This window comes from Kouleothrix sp., assembly GCF_046328425.1.
GTDB lineage: Bacteria > Chloroflexota > Chloroflexia > Chloroflexales > Roseiflexaceae > Kouleothrix.
The window spans coordinates 99607-117701 of record NZ_JAXLWP010000024.1; the positions used below are offsets into that span (position 1 = coordinate 99607).

Annotated in this window: 12 protein-coding genes; 4 read left to right on the forward strand and 8 right to left on the reverse strand. The window is 70.0% G+C overall.

Features of this window, described 5'->3' with window-relative positions:
• Positions 1–11: 11 nt before the first annotated feature.
• Positions 12–2426, reverse strand: coding sequence for an ATP-binding protein (locus tag U0177_RS21095; protein ID WP_409572638.1), 2415 nt, complete (start codon positions 2424–2426; stop codon positions 12–14).
• A 178-nt stretch (positions 2427–2604) separates the two neighbouring features.
• Between U0177_RS21095 and U0177_RS21100 the strand changes: the two genes are divergently transcribed.
• Both U0177_RS21100 and sucD read left to right on the forward strand, forming a co-directional pair.
• Positions 2605–3342: a YggS family pyridoxal phosphate-dependent enzyme gene (locus tag U0177_RS21100; RefSeq protein ID WP_409572639.1), complete on the forward strand. Its 738-nt coding sequence runs from the start codon at positions 2605–2607 to the stop codon at positions 3340–3342.
• Positions 3343–3505: 163 nt separating this feature from the next.
• Complete coding sequence (sucD, locus tag U0177_RS21105) at positions 3506–4384, forward strand: succinate--CoA ligase subunit alpha (RefSeq protein WP_409572640.1); 879 nt, start codon at positions 3506–3508, stop codon at positions 4382–4384.
• Positions 4385–4481: 97 nt separating this feature from the next.
• Here sucD and U0177_RS21110 read toward each other — a convergent pair whose 3' ends face one another.
• The 5 genes from U0177_RS21110 to U0177_RS21130 form a co-directional block, all read right to left on the reverse strand.
• Positions 4482–4844 (reverse strand): ArsR/SmtB family transcription factor, encoded by a 363-nt coding sequence (locus tag U0177_RS21110; RefSeq protein ID WP_409572641.1) that lies wholly within the window; start codon positions 4842–4844, stop codon positions 4482–4484.
• Positions 4845–5031: 187 nt separating this feature from the next.
• The gene (locus U0177_RS21115) at positions 5032–5679 is read right to left on the reverse strand and encodes a response regulator (protein ID WP_409572642.1); all 648 of its coding nucleotides are present in this window, start codon (positions 5677–5679) and stop codon (positions 5032–5034) included.
• Positions 5676–6830, reverse strand: coding sequence for a sensor histidine kinase (locus tag U0177_RS21120; RefSeq protein WP_409572643.1), 1155 nt, complete (start codon positions 6828–6830; stop codon positions 5676–5678). Before U0177_RS21120 ends, U0177_RS21115 begins: the two co-directional genes overlap by 4 nt.
• Positions 6831–7590: 760 nt before the next feature.
• The gene (locus U0177_RS21125; protein WP_409572644.1) at positions 7591–8049 is read right to left on the reverse strand and encodes a pyridoxamine 5'-phosphate oxidase family protein; all 459 of its coding nucleotides are present in this window, start codon (positions 8047–8049) and stop codon (positions 7591–7593) included.
• Between the two features lie 183 nt (positions 8050–8232).
• Positions 8233–9267, reverse strand: coding sequence for an alpha/beta fold hydrolase (locus U0177_RS21130; RefSeq protein WP_409572645.1), 1035 nt, complete (start codon positions 9265–9267; stop codon positions 8233–8235).
• Positions 9268–10085: 818 nt separating this feature from the next.
• On the opposite strand from U0177_RS21130, the gene U0177_RS21135 reads away from it, so the two are divergent.
• A complete protein-coding gene (locus U0177_RS21135; RefSeq protein WP_409572646.1) occupies positions 10086–10880 on the forward strand; it encodes a hypothetical protein in 795 nt (264 codons plus the stop codon).
• Positions 10881–11108: 228 nt separating this feature from the next.
• Here the strand turns inward: U0177_RS21135 and U0177_RS21140 are convergent, their stop codons facing one another.
• Together U0177_RS21140 and U0177_RS21145 are read right to left on the reverse strand one after the other, a co-directional pair.
• Complete coding sequence (locus U0177_RS21140) at positions 11109–12653, reverse strand: UxaA family hydrolase (RefSeq protein ID WP_409572647.1); 1545 nt, start codon at positions 12651–12653, stop codon at positions 11109–11111.
• A 63-nt stretch (positions 12654–12716) separates the two neighbouring features.
• On the reverse strand, positions 12717–16166 hold the full coding sequence (locus U0177_RS21145; protein WP_409572648.1) for a GAF domain-containing protein: 3450 nt from the start codon (positions 16164–16166) through the stop codon (positions 12717–12719).
• Between the two features lie 226 nt (positions 16167–16392).
• Here U0177_RS21145 and U0177_RS21150 point away from each other — a divergent pair, with 226 nt between their 5' ends.
• The gene (locus U0177_RS21150) at positions 16393–18066 is read left to right on the forward strand and encodes an FAD-dependent thymidylate synthase (protein ID WP_409572649.1); all 1674 of its coding nucleotides are present in this window, start codon (positions 16393–16395) and stop codon (positions 18064–18066) included.
• Positions 18067–18095 lie beyond the last annotated feature (29 nt).

Below are 18095 nucleotides of genomic sequence, written 5' to 3' on the forward strand. Positions count from 1 at the left end.
GCGGAGGCTCGCTAGATCCACGCGCCCTGGTCGGCCTCGCTCGCCTTGAACGGCACCCAGCCCAGCCCCACGAAGTGTACCACGATGTCGCTGCTTTTGGGCGCGATCGAGACGCTCTCGAGCGGCTCGCTCTGCGCGTCGAAGCTTGCCGCCAGGCCGTCGATCTCGCGCTCCAGCTCGGCCTGCAGCTCGGCCAGCTCGGCGCGCAGGTGTTCGGCGGTGGCCTGCGCGCGCGCCACGTCGCCGCTTTCGTCCTGGATGCGGCCGATGCCGCGCACCGCCGTGGTGATCGTGCTGCGCTTGCGGCCGAAGAACGAGCCCAGCAGCGACTCGCCGATCGATACCACCGAGCTGAGCTTCTGCGCGCTGGCCTGTTGCTGCTGCCTGGCCAGGTCGGCCTCGGCGCGGCGCAGCCGCTCTTCGAGCGTGCCGACGCGCGCGGCGTAGCGCTTGCGCAGCGCGTCGACGGCTGCGTCGCGCCGCTCGCGCGCCAGCTCCTGCAGGCGGATGCGGAAGTCGCGCTCGGATTGGCCCGCCGCCGAGGTGAGCTTGAACGTCGGGCTCTGCAGCAGCGTCAGCGGCTGCTCGGTGCGCAGCCAGCGGCTCAGCAGCTTCTCCCAGTCGTCGTAGCTCTTGGGCTTGCTGGCGGCGCCGGGCAGGCTGGCGAAGGCAACCCCGGCGTCGGGCTGCTTCTCGAGGTCGCCGGCGTCCAGCGCCAGCTCGGTCGAGCGCGCCCAGTCGACCGGCACGGCGCTGTTGTCGATCGGGCAGATCCGCAGGGCGCGGCGCGTCTGCTGCACGTTGTACTTGGCGCTGGCGAAGGTGATGTCGGCGGCGGCGATTGCGAACGGCCGGTACACCAGCTCGCCCGGCGCCGCGCCGCGCCGTGGCGGCAGGTAGAACTGGGCGATCTGCGCCGGCAGCACGGGCGGCCCGGCCGGCGCGGCGGGTGCCTGCGCCGGCGCCGCGCCTCGCTGCGGCGCGGCAAGCGTTGGCGCGGCCGCCTGTGGCGGCGCTGCGGGCGCGGCCGGCCTCAGCCGCCGGATCTGCTCGCGCGTCAGCGGCCCGGCCAGGTACGCCAGCGTCCAGCGGGTGGTGAACAGCGTCGGCCGGTCTTCGTGCACGTTATGCAGCAGAAACACGCGCTTGCCCAGCCCGGCCAGCGTGCGCTCGATCTGCTGCCGGTCGAAGGCGCCGCCCGAGGCCGCGCCCTCGAGCCCCTCGATCACGCGCGACTTATCGCGCTCGGTCTGGAGCCGGCCGATCATCCAGGTGCCGATATTCGACAGCGCTTTGTAGTCGAGGTCGACCGGGTTCTGCGTCGAGAGCACTAGGCCCAGGCCAAACGCGCGCGCCTGCTTGAGCAGCGTCAGGAACAGCGTTTTGGTGGGCGGGTTGGCGATCGGCGGCAGGTAGCCGAAGATCTCGTCCATGTACACGATCGCGCGCAGGCTGGTGCTGCCCGGCTGGGTGCGCATCCAGCTCACCACGTCGTTCAGCAGCGTCGCCACAAAGAACAGCCGCTCGCGGTCGCCGAGGTGGGCGATCGACACCACCGACACGCGCGGCTTGCCGGTGTCGCTGAACAGCAGCCGGCCGGTGTCGAGCGGCTCGCCCTCCATCCAGGCGGCGAAGCCCGGCGCGGCCAGCAGGTTGTTCAGCTGCATGGCCAGGGCGGCGCGCTCTTTGGCGGGGAAGAACGATTCGACGTCGAGCACGCCGACGCGCTCGAACGGCGGCTGCTGGATGGCGCGGATCAGCCCGGCGATGTCGAGATCCTGGCCGTTGCGCCAGTGCGCGTCGAGCAGGTTGGCGATCAGCACGTGCTCGCGGCTGGTGATCGGGTCGGCGTCGACGCCCATCAGCGTCAGGAGGCTCAGCGCGCTCGACTGCACGCGCTCGCGGTACAGGTCGGCGTCGTCGAGCAGCGCCTGCGAGGGCGCCTTGAACGAGCGCAGCACCGAGATCGGCCGGCCGGCCGAGCTGCCGGGCGTGTAGATCGCCAGGTCGACGGCGTCGAGCAGCCGGCGGATGCGCGCGCCGTCCTCGCCCCACTCGGCCAGGCCCGTGCGCCAGCGCTCGGCAAGCTCGGCGGCGCGCTGGGCGTCGCTCACCGGCGGCGCGCCGGCGTCGGCCGGGGGCAGCCAGGGCTGAAAGCTGGCGGCGTCGAGGTCGGGGAACATCAGCAGCAGGTTGCCGAGGTCGCCCTTGGGGTCGATCGCGATCACCGGCACGCGGTCGATCGCGGCCTCTTCGATCAGCCCGATGCCCAGGCCGGTCTTGCCGCTGCCGGTCATGCCGATGATCACCGCGTGGGTGGTCAGATCCTTCGAGTCGTACAGCAGCAGCTCGTCGGTCGCCGCGCCGCGCTCGAGGTCGTACTCTTTCCCGAGGTAGAATGCGCCAAGCTTCTCGAAATCTTGCACGTCGCACCTTTGTGGCATATGCTGCGGGAGCTGGCCGTGACGCAGAGGGTGCGGGGCCAGCGTGGGCCGATTATATGCGAAAGCGCGCCGCGCCGCAAAAGCCTGCGCGCCTGTAACCACATTGCGCCACAGCCTGAAGTATAATGGGGCCGGTTCGCCAAGCATACGGAGCAGGCCGATGGAGAGTGTCGCGGCGCGGATCGCCGCCATTCACGAGCGTATCGCCGCTGCGGCGCGCCGGTCGGGGCGCGCGCCCGAGCAGGTGCGCCTCGTCGGCGTCAGCAAAACCCACCCGCCCGAGCGCGTGGCCGAGGCGCTCGCCGCCGGCCTGCGCGATTTTGGCGAGAACCGCGTGCAGGAGGCCGAGGCGAAGATCGCCGCCCTGGCCGCCGAGCGCGCGCAGCTCACCTGGCACCTGATCGGCCACCTGCAGAGCAACAAGGCCCGCCGCGCCGCCGCGCTGTTCGATTGCGTCCACTCCGTCGATAGCCTGCACCTGGCGCGCGCGCTGGCCCGCGGCGCCGCGGGCCGCGAGCCGGGGGCGGCTGGGCGCGGCCCGCTCGCGGTGCTGCTGCAGGTGAACATCTCGGGCGAGGCCAGCAAAGAGGGCTTCGACCTGGCCGGCTGGGACCGCGACGGCGCGCGCCTCGGCGCGTTTCTCGCCGAGGTCGAGCAGCTGCTGGCGCTGCCGGCGCTGGCGGTGCAGGGCCTGATGACGATCGCGCCGTGGGGCAGCGACGCCGAGCAGGCGCGGCCGGTGTTCGACGCGACGCGGCGCCTGCGCGACGAGCTGGCGCGGCGCTTTGGCGGCGCGTGGCCCGCGCTCTCGATGGGCATGACCGACGATTTCGAGGTGGCGATCGACGAGGGCGCGACGCTCGTGCGCGTCGGGCGGGCGATCTTTGGAGCGCGGTAGGGAACCTCGCCCCTGGCGCCTCCCCTGGCAGGGGAAGGGAAACACATCTGGCTGTGTGGTGCGGTCGCGGCGGCGACCGCGCCGCGGCCAATAAACTTGCGGCTCGGTCGCGCTATGATAGGATTGGCAGCAGTTCCGCAAGGTACAAGCAGAAAGAAACACCATGAGCATTCTGGTCGATGCAAATACGCGTCTGCTGGTGCACGGCATCACCGGCAACGAGGGCACCTTCCACACGCGTGCCATGCTGGATTACGGCACGAATGTCGTCGCTGGGATGACGCCAGGGCGCGGCGGCCAGAAGGCTGTCGACGGCCGGGTGCCGGTGTTTAACACGGTGAAAGAGGCGGTGCGCGCCACCGGCGCGAACACCTCGATCATCTACGTGCCGGCGCAGCTCAACGCCACCGACTCGATCTGCGAGGCGGCCGAGAATGGCGTCAAGCTGATTGTGTGTATCAGCGAGGGCGTGCCGGCGAACGATATGATCGCGGCCTACGAGGTGGTGCGCGCCAATGGCGCGCGGCTGATTGGCCCGAACTGCCCCGGTCTGCTCACCCCCGGCCAGGCCAAGGTCGGCATCATCCCCGGCAACATCGCCACGCCCGGCCCGGTCGGCGTGGTGTCGAAGAGCGGCACGCTGACCTACGAGGCCGTCGACGCGCTCACCAAGCTTGGCCTGGGGCAGACGACGATCGTCGGCATTGGCGGCGACCCGATCATCGGCACGTCGTTTGTCGATGTGCTCGAGCTGTTCCAGGCCGACCCCGACACCAAGGCGATCGTGCTGATCGGCGAGATCGGCGGGCGCGCCGAGATCGACGCGGCCGAGTATATCAAGGCGCACGTCACCAAGCCGGTGGTGAGCTTTATCGCCGGCCAGACGGCCCCGCCCGGCAAGCGCATGGGCCACGCCGGCGCGATCATCTCGGGCGGCGAGGGCACCGCGCAAGAGAAGATCGCCGCGCTTGAGGCCGTGGGCGTGAAGGTTGCCAAGCTGCCCACCGATATCGCGCAGCTGGTGAAAGATAGCCTGGCGTAGCGTGGAGACTTCTTCCCCCCTGCCCTTTCTCCCGCTGGGAGAAGGGCGGGGGTGCGGGAAGGCGCGGGCGAGGGCGGCTGCATACGCGCCGGCGGGGCTACTCGTGCCCGAGGTGCTCGAGGCTGATCTGGAACAGCCGGGCCACGTGCTCGTCGTCGAGGGTGTAGTACACCTGCTTGCCGTCGCGGCGCGCGCGCACCACCCGCAAGCTGCGCAGCAGGCGCAGCTGGTGCGACACCGCCGACTCGCTCATCTCCAGCACGGCCGCGAGGTCGCCCACGCACAGCTCGGCGTGCAGCAGCGCGTGCAGCATGCGCACCCGCGTCGGGTCGGCGAGCGCCTTGAAGATCTCGGCGAGCTGGCTGGTGAGCTGGTCGTCGATCGGGTGCTCGCGCACGCGGCGCACTGCCTCGGGGTCAAGGATCTCTGGCTCGGGGGTGGTGGCCTTCGAGCTATCCATCGCGGCTTCCTTGTGTTTGTTCCGGCGTGCCGATAGTATACCATCTCTTCGGGCGCGGCGTCTTTCGGCCTCTCTTCCTGCCCCCTCCCCTGCCAGGGGAGGAGATTATTGTTGGCTGTGTGGTGCGGTCGCTTTGCGACCTGCAGACGTTGTTTTCCGCATCCCGCGTTCGGCGCAAGGGCCGGGGCTAGCTGCCCCGGCGCACCAGGCCGGAGCGCCAGGCCAGCACCGCCGCCTGCGTACGGTCGGCCAGGTGCAGCTTGCTCAGAATATTGCCGACGTGGCCTTTGACGGTTTTTTCGCTCAGCACCAGCGCGGCGGCGATCTGCGCGTTGGCCATGCCGTCGGCGATCAGCCGCAGCACCTCCAGCTCGCGGCCGGTCAGCTCGGCGAAGAGGTTTGGCGGGTCGCCGCGCAGCTCGTGCAGCACGCGCGAGGCGACGCGCGGGTGCAGCGTGGCCTCGCCGCGCGCCGCCGCGCGGATCGCGGCCGCCAGCTCGGCCGAGCCGATGTCTTTCAGCAGGTACGAGATCGCGCCGGCGCGCAGCGCCGGAAAGAGGTGCTCGTCGTCGTGGTACGAAGTGAGCACCAGCACCTGCGTGCGCGGGCTGGCCTGGCGGATGCGCCGCGTGGCCTCGACGCCGTCGAGGCCGGGCATGATTAAGTCCATCAGCACGACGTCGGGTATGTGGCGCTCGGCCAGCGCCACGGCCTGCTCGCCCGAGCCGGCCTCGGCCACCACCAGGAAGTCGGGCTGGGTTGCCAAGTAGGCGCGCACGCCCTCGCGCACCAGCGCGTGGTCGTCGGCCAGCAGGATGCTGATCGGCTCGCTCATGGCTGTTGCTCCGCATACTCGTACACCGCGAGCACCTGCGTGCCCGGCCCGCTCTCGCCGTCGATCTGCAGGCGCCCGCCGATCGCGGCCATGCGCTCGGCCATCGAATCGAGGCCGATACCGCCGGGCGCGGCGCTGTGCCGAAAGCCGCGGCCGTCGTCGCGCACCTCGAGCAGCACGCGCGCCGGGTCGTATATCAGCCGCACGCGCGCGCTGGCTGCGCCGCTGTGGCGCGCCACGTTCGCCAGCGCCTCCTGGGCCACGCGGAACAGCGCCTGCTCGGCGCCGGGCGGCAGCGCGCGCGCGCCCTCGACCTGCGCTGCGGCGGCGATGCCGCTCGCGCGCGACCACTCGGCCACGTAGTCGCGCAGCGCGTCGGGCAGCCCGCGCTGCTCAAGCGCCGCCGGGCGCAGCGCGCGGATCAGCGCCGTCAGCTCTCCGCCGGCGGCGCGGGCCATGCCCTCGGCCGCCACCACGTGCTCGTAGCCGGGCGCCTCCGGCGCGAGCGTGGCGCGCGCCGCGCCCAGGCGCATGCCGATCGCAAACACCTGCTGCTTGACGCTGTCGTGCAGGTCGCGCGCCAGCCGGTTGCGCTCCTCGGCCACCGCCAGCTCGTGCAGCTGGCGCTGCGCGGCGCGCAGGTCGTCGAGCAGCCGCTGCTTCTCGCGGTTGGCGATGGCGACCTGGCGCAGCGTGAAGCCGAACACGCCGCTGAAGAAAAACGTGGCGGCGTTGAACGCCAGCGCGAACAGCGCGCCCCGGCCGTTGGCCCACAGCAGGATGCCGCTGCTGACCAGGCAGAAGCCGCTGATCCAGGCCACCGCCGCGCGCGGCGGGCTTGAGCTGGCCACGCGGATGCTCATCAGGAAGAACAGGAATGTGAACACGTCGCCGTTGCGCGAGCGCAGCAGCATCAGCCCGGCGATCACCAGCGCCTGCGCGGCGTAGTACCCTGCGCGCCCGCGCTCGCTGCGCGCCCGCCGAAACATCAGCGGGTAGAGCAGCGCGAACGCCAGGCACAGCGCTGCGGCGGCGGCCTGCGCCGCGCGGCTGCTCAGCCCGGCGATGCCCAGCGCGCACATCACTGCGATCGTCAGGTAGATGCTGGCGCTGAGCCAGCGCGATGCTATGGGTGGCCCGAGATCGGTCATGCGGCTATTATATGGATTCTAAGACTTGTGCCAACGCGCTCGCGAGAACCGTCAGGCCGGACGAAGGACGAAGGACGAAGGACGGAGGACGAAGGACGAAGGACGAAGGACGAAGGACGAAGGACGAAGGACGAAGGACGGAGAACGGGAGAGCGCGCCATTCGTCTTTTGTCTTTTGTCGCCCGCCCCTGCTGTACGTCGCGTGTTCAAGTCGTGAGAGAGCCGTCAGGCCGGACGAAGGACGGAGAACGGGAGAGCGCGCTATTCGTCTTTTGTCGTCCGCCCCTGCTGTACGTCGCGTGTTCAAGTCGTGAGAGAGCCGTCAGGCCGGACGAAGGACGGAGAGCGGGAGAGCGCGCCATTCGTCTTTTGTCTTTTGTCGTCCGCCCCTGCTGCACGTCGCGTGTTCAAGCCGTGAGAGAGCCGTCAGGCCGGACGAAGGACGGAGAACGGGAGAGCGCGCTATTCGTCTTTTGTCTTTTGTCGTCCGCCCCTGCTGTACGTCGCGTGTTCAAGCCGTGAGAGAGCCGTCAGGCCGGACGAAGGACGGAGAACGGGAGAGCGCGCCATTCGTCTTTTGTCGTCCGCCCCTGCTGTACGTCGCGTGTTCAAGTCGTGAGAGAGCCGTCAGGCCGGACGAAGGACGGAGAACGGGAGAGCGCGCCATTCGTCTTTTGTTGTCCGCCCCTGCTGCACGTCGCGTGTTCGAGTCGTGAGAGAGCCGTCAGGCCGGACGAAGGACGGAGAGCGGGAGACCGCGCTATTCGGGCAGCTCGCCCGGCCGCCACACCAGCGTCGCCTGCGGCGGCGTGGCCACCTCGATGCGCCAGGGCGTGAGCTTTAGCAGCCCAAAGCCCTCCAGGCTCTTGAAGATCGGCGCCGGGTCGTAGCCCAGCGGCGGCGCGGTGCGCAAGAACAGCTCCCACACCCGCTGGCGCGTGGCCAGGTCGTCGGCCCAGGCGGCGTAGGCGTCGACATACACCGGCCGCGCCGGGTCGGATACGTACGCCAGCGACACGGCGGGGTGCAGCGCGAGGTGCCGGCCCTTGAACGAGTCGCGCCGCGTGCCGAGCCAGCCCTCCGCCCCATCCCATACCGGGTGCACCACCCGCGAGCGCGGGCGGCCGCGCGCGTCGACGGTGGCCATGTTGCACCAGACGGCCGCGCTGACGCGCTCGAGAAACGGCTCGGCCAGCGCGGCGAAGCTTTCAACCTGCATGGTTGCCTCCTTCAGAAAATATGGTGCGGCGCGGCGAAGCCGCGCCGCACCATAACGAATGTGCAGCATGTGCTTGCCCAACACAGAAAAGTGGATATTTGGAGAGGCTTCGTCCCTCCAAACCACCCTCTCCAGACAGCTTGTTATAGAGCGATCGGATACGAGCGCGTGCCTGTGTTGGTGTTACCCGCGCACCTGCGCGTGCGCGCGCACTGCCGCCACTAGGTCGAGGATGGCGGCGGCGACCTGGCGCGCGTGCGCGGGGTTGAACACCAGCGAGGCGTGCGTGGCGCCCGGCACCAGCCGGTGCGCGCTGTTGCGCGAGAGCGCCGCAAGCTCGTTTTGCAGCTCGGCCCAGCCGGGCTGGCCGCCGCTTGCCGCGCTCACCACCATCAGCGGCATGTCGCCCAGGCCGCCGAGGCCGCGCGCTTCGGCGAAGATCCGCGGCCCGGCGGCGATCGAGGCGCGCTGGCGCTGCCAGAACTCGGGCGACGACCAGAACGCCGCCAGGGCGTCGTGCGCGGGGCGCGGCAGCTCGGCGAAGTCGATCTCGCCGCCGCGCGCGAAGAAGAGATGGAACAGGCCCAGCCGCGCCAGCAGCGGGAACAGCGCCGCCATGCGCCCGAACGAGCGCTCCTGCGCGAGCCACTCGGGGTGGCGCTCGAACTGCGTCGGCGTCGACGCGTCGATCAGCGCCATGCCGGCCACCTCGGCGGGGTAGGCGGCGGCGTAGGCCCGCGCGTAGATGCCGCCCTTTGAGTGGCCTACCAGCACGTACGGCCCCGGCACACCCGCGCTTGCCAGCAGGGCATGCAGGTTGCGCGCGGCGCGCGCCGCGCTCTCGGGCTGCGGGTCGGGCTCGCTCCAGCCGTAGCCGGCGCGGTCGAAGCTGCACACGCGCGCGCCGCGCGCGACTTCGGGCTGAACCCAGGCCCAGCTCAGCATGCTGCCGCCCGAGAGCGTGTCGAGGATCACTGTCGGCGCGCCGGTGGCCGAGCCGCTGCAGAGAATGTGCATCTTGAAGCCGCCAACATCCACCAGCTGGCCGGGCGCGGGGAATGCGCGCCGGTCGGCGGCGCTGGCGCCGGCCTGGTAGAGCGCGCCTGCCGTGGCGAGCGCCAGTATGATCGCGAGCAGTGCCAGGCCGGCGCGGCGTGCCCAGGGAGTGCGCTGCCGCGCGGGCGCCGTGCGCGCCGCCTGCGACGAGGTGCTTATCATTGTGCGTTCCTCCTGTTTGGCGCTAGCATACGCTATGCGCGCCGATTTGCGGCGCGCCTGCGGTCGCGATCGGCATAGGCCAAAAGTCGGGGGTGGCGCTAGTCCTAGTGGAATTCGATAGGTGTGCCTATTTTCTTATTGAACCCTGGGGATCGATATGCTATCGTACATAGGTCGCTGAATTACGTGTGGTAAGGCATGGCTCAGGCGCAGAGGCGTGAGATAGCGCGCCTGTACCAAATGCAGAGGCGCGCGATGCCGCGCCCCTACAGGAGCCTGCGAGTTGAGCGATGTGCTGCGATAGATAATAGAGCTATCAGGCGCAGGCTGTGCAATCGGGGCCGAGTCGTTGGCGTAGGCCCGATCGTCATCGGTGCAATCTGTGCCATCTGTGAATGATCGCTCTATAAGGAGGGCAAATGGGTAAATGACCTATGTATCCGGCGCTCTCTCCGCACGTATGCAGTGGCGGACGGAGGCTGCGGGGTGGCGGACGGAGGCTGCGGGGTGGCGGACGGACGTTGCGGGGTGGCGGACGGAGGCTGCGGGGTGGCGGACGGACGTTGCGGGGTGGCGGACGGAGGCTGCGGGGTGGCGGACGGACGGTGCGGGGTGGCGGACGGAGGCGGCGGGGTGGCGGACGGAGGCTGCGGGGTGGCGGACGGAGGCTGCGGGGTGGCGGACGGACGTACTGGCTGGTAGACCCAAGCGAACGCGCAAGGACGTGGAGTGGGGCGCACAAGCGGCGAGCGAGGTGCGCACAGAGGCGGGGTGGCGCGTATGGATACAACATCGCACTACAACATTGGAGGAAGGTCATGAAACAACAAACCAAAAAGAACATCCAGAAATGCCTGAAGCAGGCACAAGTCGCGCTCACCAACGCACTCAGCGATAGCGAGCTTCAAGAGGCGCTTGAGCGGTACGGCTACAGCGCCGAGCGGCTGGCCCAGGGCAAAGCGCTCTACGACCGGACACAAGAGCTATACCAGGAGCAGCATAGCAGCCACGGTGCGCATGCGACGGCGATCGACGCGCTGGAGACAAGCAAGCACCAGGCCAACCGCACCTACATGCGCTACGTCAAGGTTGCGCGCGTCGCGTTCAAGAACAATCGTGGCGCGCTGCAGGCGCTGCTGCTGCAGGAGCGCCGCCACGAGCAGCTGGACAACTGGCTGGGGCAGGCGCGCCAGTTCTACAACGAGGCGCTGGCCGATCCCGCGCTGCTGGCTCAGCTCGCGCGGTTTGGCATCAGCGAGGCCATGCTCCAAAGCGGCCGGCAGGAAGTCGAGGCCGTGGCCGACGCCAGGTCGCACCGGCAGAAGTGCCAGGGCGCCGCGCTGACCGCGACGAGCCTCAGCACGAAGAGCAACGCCGAGCTCGCCGACTGGATGGCCGACTTCACCAAGATCGCGCGGGTGGCGCTGGAGCACCAGCCGCAGCAGCTGGCCAAGCTGAGCATTGTCAGGCAGGAGCGCCCCGCCACGGCCAAGCGCGCTGCGGCGGCGCCCAAGGCCGCCGCGCCTGAGGCTGCGGCCAAGGACGGCGCGCCCGAGGCGTCGCCCGAGGGCGCGGCTGCGCCGGCCGAGGCGGGCCGGCGCAAGGCGGCGTAAGCACCCGGCGACAATCGACGGTGGGGAGTTCGGGGGTGGCAGTGCCGCCCCCGAAGTTTTATTTTTAGAGCCTACGGTAGCTGCGCTGTTCGGCTTGCCGAAGCCGGGCGGGGCACGCGCAGGCGCTGTAGAGGCGCAATATTATGGTGCGAGCAAAGGACGAAGGACGATGGCGCTATTGTCCATCGCCCTTCGTCCTTTGTCGAACTGAAAAGTGACTTCCGCCAGCTACATCGTCGCCCCGACGATCCAGGGGTTGAACTCCTCCTCGCCAATATCCTGCGCCTCGCTCAGGCTCTTTTCGCCCGAGGCCACCGCGATCAGCTTCTCGAAGATCTCGCGCCCGACCTGCTCGATCGTCGCGCCCTCGAGGATGCGGCCGGCGTTGATATCCATATCGCCGCGCATGCGCTCGTACGTGGTATTGTTCGTGGCGATCTTGATGCTCGGCGCGGGCTTGAAGCCGAAGCAGCTGCCGCGCCCGGTGGTAAAGGCGATCAGGTTGCAGCCACCCGCCACCTGCCCGGTCGCCGACACCGGGTCGTAGCCGGGGGTATCCATAAACACAAAGCCGTGCTCGTCGATCGGCTCGGCGTACTCGTACACCGCCTGTAGCGGCATGCTGCCGCCCTTGGCCACCGCGCCAAGCGACTTCTCGTAGATCGTGGTGAGCCCGCCGGCCTTGTTGCCCGGCGCGGGGTTATTGTCGATCATGAAGCCCTCGCGGCTGGTGTACTCCTCCCACCAGCGCACGCGCTCGATCAGCTTCTCGCCGACCGCGCGGCTCACGGCGCGGCGCGTCAGCAGGTGCTCGGCGCCATAGATCTCGGGCGTCTCGCTCAGCACCGCCGTGCCGCCCTGCCCCACCAGCAGATCCACCGCGTAGCCCAGCGCCGGGTTGGCCGTCACGCCGCTGAAGCCGTCGCTGCCGCCGCACTGCAGCGCCAGCGCCAGCTCGCTCAGCGGCACGGGCTCGCGCGTGCTCTGGTTGGCGCGCGCCAGCAGCCCTTCCAGCAGCCTCAGGCCCTCGTCGATCGTCGCCGCCACGCCGCCGGTGTCTTGAATGCCGAGGTACGGCGGCAAGCGCGGGTTGCCCAGGCGGTCGTGCTGGCTCGCGAACAGGTCCTCGAACTGGTTGGCCTCGCAGCCGAGGCCGACGAACAGGTAGGCCGCGACGTTGGGGTTGCGCGCGAAGCCGGCCAGCGTGCGGCGCAGCATCTCGATCTCGTAGCCGGCGGTCTTGGAGGCGCAGCCGCTGTGGTGGGCGATGCCGATCACATCGGTGACATTCGGGAAGCGCGGCAGCAGCTCGGCGCGGGCGCGCGCGGCGATCCGCCGCACGGTATGCGCCGAGCAGTTGACGGTGCCGAGCACCGCGACGGTGTTGCGCGTGCCGGCGCGGCCGTGCGCGCGGCGGTAGCCCTGAAATGTGCGGCGCTGCTCGGACGGCACCAGCGCCACCGGGCGCGCCTCGGCGCCGATCTGGTAGTCGAGCCGCATGTCGCCGACGGCGAGGTTGTGGCTGTGTACGTGGTCGCCCGGCGCGATCGTGTGGGTCGCGAAGCCGATCACCTGGCCGTAGCGCCGCACCGGCTGGCCAGGCTCGACCGGGCGCAGCGCGAACTTATGCCCGGCGTCGATCGCGCGCGCCAGGCGCGGCGCGTAGCCGGCCAGCTCGATCTGGCGGCCCGCCGCAAGCGGCACCAGCGCGATCGCGACGTCGTCGTTGGGATGCAGTTGGATGGCTGGTGTGTCATGCAGGGTGATCAGCATGGCGCTCTCCTTGGTTGTCGGCGTTTATACAGGTGCGGCAAATTATACGCGATGCGGCGGCAGCTAGCCGGGGCTTTTGGTGAGGCAGCCGAGCACCCCGCGCACCAGCTGGTCGGTGGTGAACGGCTTGGCGATCACCGGCAGGCCGGTGCGCCGCAGGAAGCGCTGGCTGTGCCCGCTGAGGGTATCGCCGGTGATGATCAGCCAGCGCTGGTCGGGCTGGTGCGGCCGCAGCTGCGCGTAGAGCGCCGGCCCGTCGAGGCCAGGCATGTGCAGGTCGCTGATGATCAGCGCGTACGCGCCGGCCGAGGCTAGCGCGAGCGCTTCCTGGCCTCCGGCGGCGGCGTCGACCACCGCGCCGTGGCGCTTGAGCGCGGCGGCCACCACGTCGCGCAGCGGCTCTTCGTCTTCGACCACCAGCACGCGCGCGCCGGCCAGCGTGTCGAGCGCCAGCTCGGCCTCGGCCGCAGACACGGCGGGCGCTGACGCGATCGGCAGCTGGATGAAAAACGTGGCGCCCTGGCCCGGCTGGCTGTTGACCCAGATCTGGCCGTTGTGCTGCTGGACGATCGCGTGGCTGATTGCCAGGCCCAGCCCGGTGCCCTTGCCGATCGCGCGGGTGGTGAAGAACGGGTCGAAGATGCGTGGCAGGTTGTGCGGCTCGATGCCCGGCCCGCTGTCTTCGATCGCAACCAGCACCTTGTGGTCGGCGGCGCTGGCGCTGATGCGCAGCCGGCGCTGCTCGGGCGGGCTGTCGGTCATCGACTGCACGGCGTTGTTGAGCACATTGAACAGCACCTGGCTGAGCTGGTTGGGGTCGCCGCTCACCGGCGGCAGGTTCGGGTCCAGCTCGGCCTGCACCGCGATCTGCTGGGTGTGCAGCGCGCCGGCCAGCCGGTCGAGCGCCTCGCTCACCAGGGGGCGAAGCGGCACCGGCTCGGTCTGTGGCGGCTGGGGCCGCGCGAAGCTGAGCATCTGCTGGACGATCGCGCGCGCGCGCAGCGCCGCCCGCTCGATCTTCTCGAAATCGTCGTGCAGCTCGTCGGGCAGGCTGTCGCCAAGCTGGAGCTGCGCCAGGCCGAGGATCATCGCCAGCGGGTTGTTCAGCTCGTGGGCCGCGCCGGCGATCAGGCGGCCGAGGGCGGCGAGCTTCTCGATCTGGTGCTGCTGGGCCGCCTGCTCGCGCTGGTCGGTCACGTCCTTGATGATCACAAACACCTCGCCGTAGTCGGCGATCAGCGCGGCCGAGAGCAGCACATACAGCGGGCGGCCGTTCACGTCGGCAACCTCGATCTCAAACGACTGAGGCTCGCCGCGCTGCAGCGCCTGCCAGCGCGCATACAGCGCCGAGTGCATATGCGCGGGCGCCATCTCGATTGCGTTCTGGCCCTCGATCTCGCCGCCGCCCAGCCGCGACGACACCAGGCGCTCGGGGTTGATCACGTGGATCGTATAGTCGGGGCGGAGGGTCAGCAGCAGGTCGGGGGTGTTGTGGATCAGCGTGTTCAGGTAGGTGCGCGTGGCCTCGGCCTCGCGGTAGAGCCGGGCGTTGGCGCTGGCGCTTGTGTGCAGCGCCTTGTGCACCTGGGCTTTGGCGATCGCCTGGGCCAGCTGCTGCGCCACCGTCTCGATCAGGCGCTGCTCGTCGTCGCCGAGCGGCTGGCCGTCGTTGTGGTTGACGATCAAGACGCCGAGCATCTGGCCATCGGCCACCAGCGGCGCCAGGCACATGCTGGTAATGCCCAGCGGTATGAGCGCCGGGTGCAGCGCATTGATCCGGGCGATCGTCTCGGCGTCGACGGCTCGCAGGCTGGTGGCGTCGAGCAGCGTGCGGCCAATCGCCAGCTGCGCAATGTCGACACGCTTGAACTCGGCGAGAAGCTCGGCCGGAACATTGTGCGAGGCGTGCAGCTCGAACGTGCCGTGCGGCGTGGCGAGGTATACGCCGCCCATCGCGAGCAGCCCCAGCTCGGCGAGCACGCGCAGCCCCTCGTGTAGCACGGTGGCGAGATCGAGCGAGGCGTTGATCGCCTCGTTGAACTGCAGCAGCGCCGCAAGCTCGCGGCGCTGGCGGCGCTGCTCGGCCTCGGACTGCAGGAGCGCGCTGTGCAGCTCGGCATTGGCGATCGCAATCGCGGCATACTCGGCGTAGCGCCCCAGGTGCTCGAGGTCGTCGGCGCCGAACTGGCCTTCGGTGCGGTGGCCGACCGTCAGCACGCCGAGCACGGCGCCCTGGTGCAGCAGCGGCTGGGCCATCGACGAGCGCACCACCTGGCCATCGCGGAACGCCGCGTGCGCGCGCGGGTCGAGCGCAACGCTGGGCACGCAGATGCCGTGCCCGCTGCGCATGACATTGCCGGCGATGCTGGTATCGTACGAGCCGCGCGCGCCGATCCAGCGCTCGCCCTCGGCGCCAAACGCCATCACGCACTCAAGCAGCTCGGCGCCGGGCACCGGCCGGGCGATCGTGACATAGTTCGCGTCGAACAGCCGGTGCGCCTGCTCGCACACCGTGCGCAGCGCCGCCGCGAGCAGGCCGGTGCCGGTGACGGCCTGCGCGGTGACGGCGAGCGACATCAGCTGCTGCATCTGGCGCTGGATCTGCCGGCGCAACTCAAGCTGCGCCAGCAGCGCGGCGATCTGGTGCGCGAAGGCCTCGATAAACGGCGCCTGCTCGGAGCGGATCGCGTGGCTCCACACCAGCAGCACGCCGCGCACCTCGGCGCCAAGCAGCAGTGGCGCCGCAATGCTGCCTGGCGCGCCGACGGCCCACAGCAGCGCTTGCACCACCCTGGCGCTGTGCGGCGGCAGCAGCGCCTGCACCAGCGGCCGGAACTGGTCGAGAAACAGCGTTTGCTGCTGCTCGATCACCTCGCGGAACACCGGCGCGTCGGCCGGAATGCGGATCGCCGCAAGGTCGAGCTGGGCCGCGCGCTTGAGCAGCTCGCGCACGCGCTGCGGCGCGCTCAGGTGCTCGATCCGCAGCGTGCCGGCCGCCGGGTCGAGCGCCAGCGTCAGCATGCCGATCCCTAGCGGCTGCATGGTCTTCTGGATGCGGCCGTACAGCTCGTCGGGCGACGCGGCGGCGAGCAGCTGGGGGATGAGCTGGTTGAACTGCAGCACGATCTGCTCGCGGCGGTGCAGCACCGAGGTGGGGTAGATCACCGCAGTGAGCGCGGGCCGGCCCTCGGCGGCGACGTACAGCTCGATCTCGGCCATGATCAGGATGCCGCCGGCGCCGACGAGGTGCGTGCGCAGCGGCCGGTGGGCGCGCGCCGCCGTGGCCTGGCGCATGGCAGCCGTCAGGCGCGCGCGCTCGGCGGGCTGCACCAGCGTGGTGAACGGCCGGCCCAGCAGGCGCTCGCGGCTCGCGCCAAGCAGCTTGAGCAGCGGCTCGCTGACCATCTCGATCGTGCCGGTGTGTGTGATCAGCGCGATATTCCAGGGTGTTGCGGACATCAGGTCGCGCAGGTCGTCGGTGAGCTGGGCTTCGGATTGGAGATCGTCGCTCATGAAACGCGCCTCTTGTAGCGATTGCATTGACGGAGCTTACGCGGTGGCGGCCGGGCCAGCGCCATGCCCCCCAGGCGGGAGGCGACCGCGTAAGCCGTGCGATTTGAGAGATTGCGACGCGCTATACAGCTAGCTACATCTCTTTATTTTACCACCGCTCGCACGGCCTATGATAGAATTGCGCCAGGGCAATCAGGGCCTGCGCAACCTCAGGAGCAACGATAGCATGGCGATACCGGCAACCGACCCGTGGGGCGACAGCTTCAGCGACGCGGAGCGCGCGCTGCTGGCGCCGTTTGTCACCGACCTCGACGCGCCGATCTTTGGGCTGCGCAACCTGCCCGAAGTTGTGAAGGGCGCGCTGTTCTCGCGCTACAGCCGCACCGACAAAAGCCTGCGGCGCATTCTGCTCGACGAATTCATCCAGGCGCCCGAGTCGGGGTTCGCCGCGATCGTCGGCGGCGCGGCCGCCAGCGGCGCCGACCAGCTCGTGGCGGTGCGGCAGGCCGAGGCGTTCTACGAGCGCGTGCTGATCGGCTATGGCGACGACTCGGTGGCCGAGCTGGGCGGCGCGCACGTGGCCTGCGAGGGCGTGAGCAACATAGCGGCCAAGGCGCTCGAAGACGCGCGGCTCGGCATCAGCCCGCTCGAGAAGTCGACGCGCTATGTGGTGTTCAACCGCAAGCAGGCCGGGCGCTACCGCTACCTGCGCGAGCGCGCGATCATGGACTCGCGCCACGCCGCCGCCTACGAGCGCGCGCTCGACGGCCTGTTCGATACCTACAGCGCGCTGCTCGATCCGACGATCGCCGCAGTGCGCGCGCGCACCCCGCGCGACGCGCAGACTTCCGAGCGCGCCTATAACAGCGCCACGCGCGCCAAAGCCTGCGACCTGCTGCGCGGGCTGCTGCCCATGGCCGCGCTTACCAACGTGGGCCTGTTCGGCAACGGCCGGGCCTTCGAGTACCTGCTGACGCGGCTGTACGCCGCGCCGCTGGCCGAGCTGAACAGCCTGGCCGTGGCCATGCAGCAGGCGCTCGACGCGCTGATCCCGTCGTTCGTGAAGCGCGCCAGGAGCGAGCGCGGGCAGGCGCAGCAGGCGTACCTGCGCGGCGCGCGCGAGCGAGTCGCTGCGCTTTTGGATGAACGGCGAAAGACCAACGATCAAGGAGCCGATTTTGCCGCTTTGGTCGCTGGTCCTTCGTCTTTGCTCGATGAGCATGACGTTGAGTTAGTGGAGTACGACCCCGACGCCGAGGCCAAGGTGGTGGCCGACATCCTGTACCCGCACGCCGAGCTGCCGCTGTCCGAGCTGCGCGCGCTGGCGGCGGCAATGCCCGCCGACGAGCGGCTGGCGCTGGTTCGCGCCTACGCCGGCGAGCGCGGCAGCCGCTTTCACCGGCCGGGCCGCGCGTTCGAGCGCCCGGTGTACACCTTCGACCTGCTGGCCGACCTGGGGGCCTACCGCGACCTGCAGCGCCACCGCGTGCTCACGCAGGAGCGCCAGCGCTTTGGCGTGGGCCACGGCTATGTCACGCCGGCCGAGCTTGAGGAGTACGGGCTGGCCGGGCAGTACGCCGCCGCGCTCGAAGGCGCCGCAGCGGTGGCGGCGGCGCTGGCCGCCGAGCTGCCCGAGCCGAGCCAGTACGCGGTGCCGCTGGCCTTCCGGGTGCGCTGGCGCATCACGATCAACCTGCGCGCGGCGTACCACCTGGCCGAGCTGCGCTCGGCGCCGCAGGGCCACCCGGCCTACCGCCGGATCGCCCAGGCGATCTACGCGCAGATCCGCGCGGCGCACCCCACGCTGGCCGAGGCCATGCGCTTTGTCGATACATCCGACTACGCGCTTGAGCGGCTCGACGCCGAGCGCCGGCTCGACGCCCGGCTCGGGCAGCGCTAGCGGCGGCGTTTTTGGTCTCACCCTTCTGC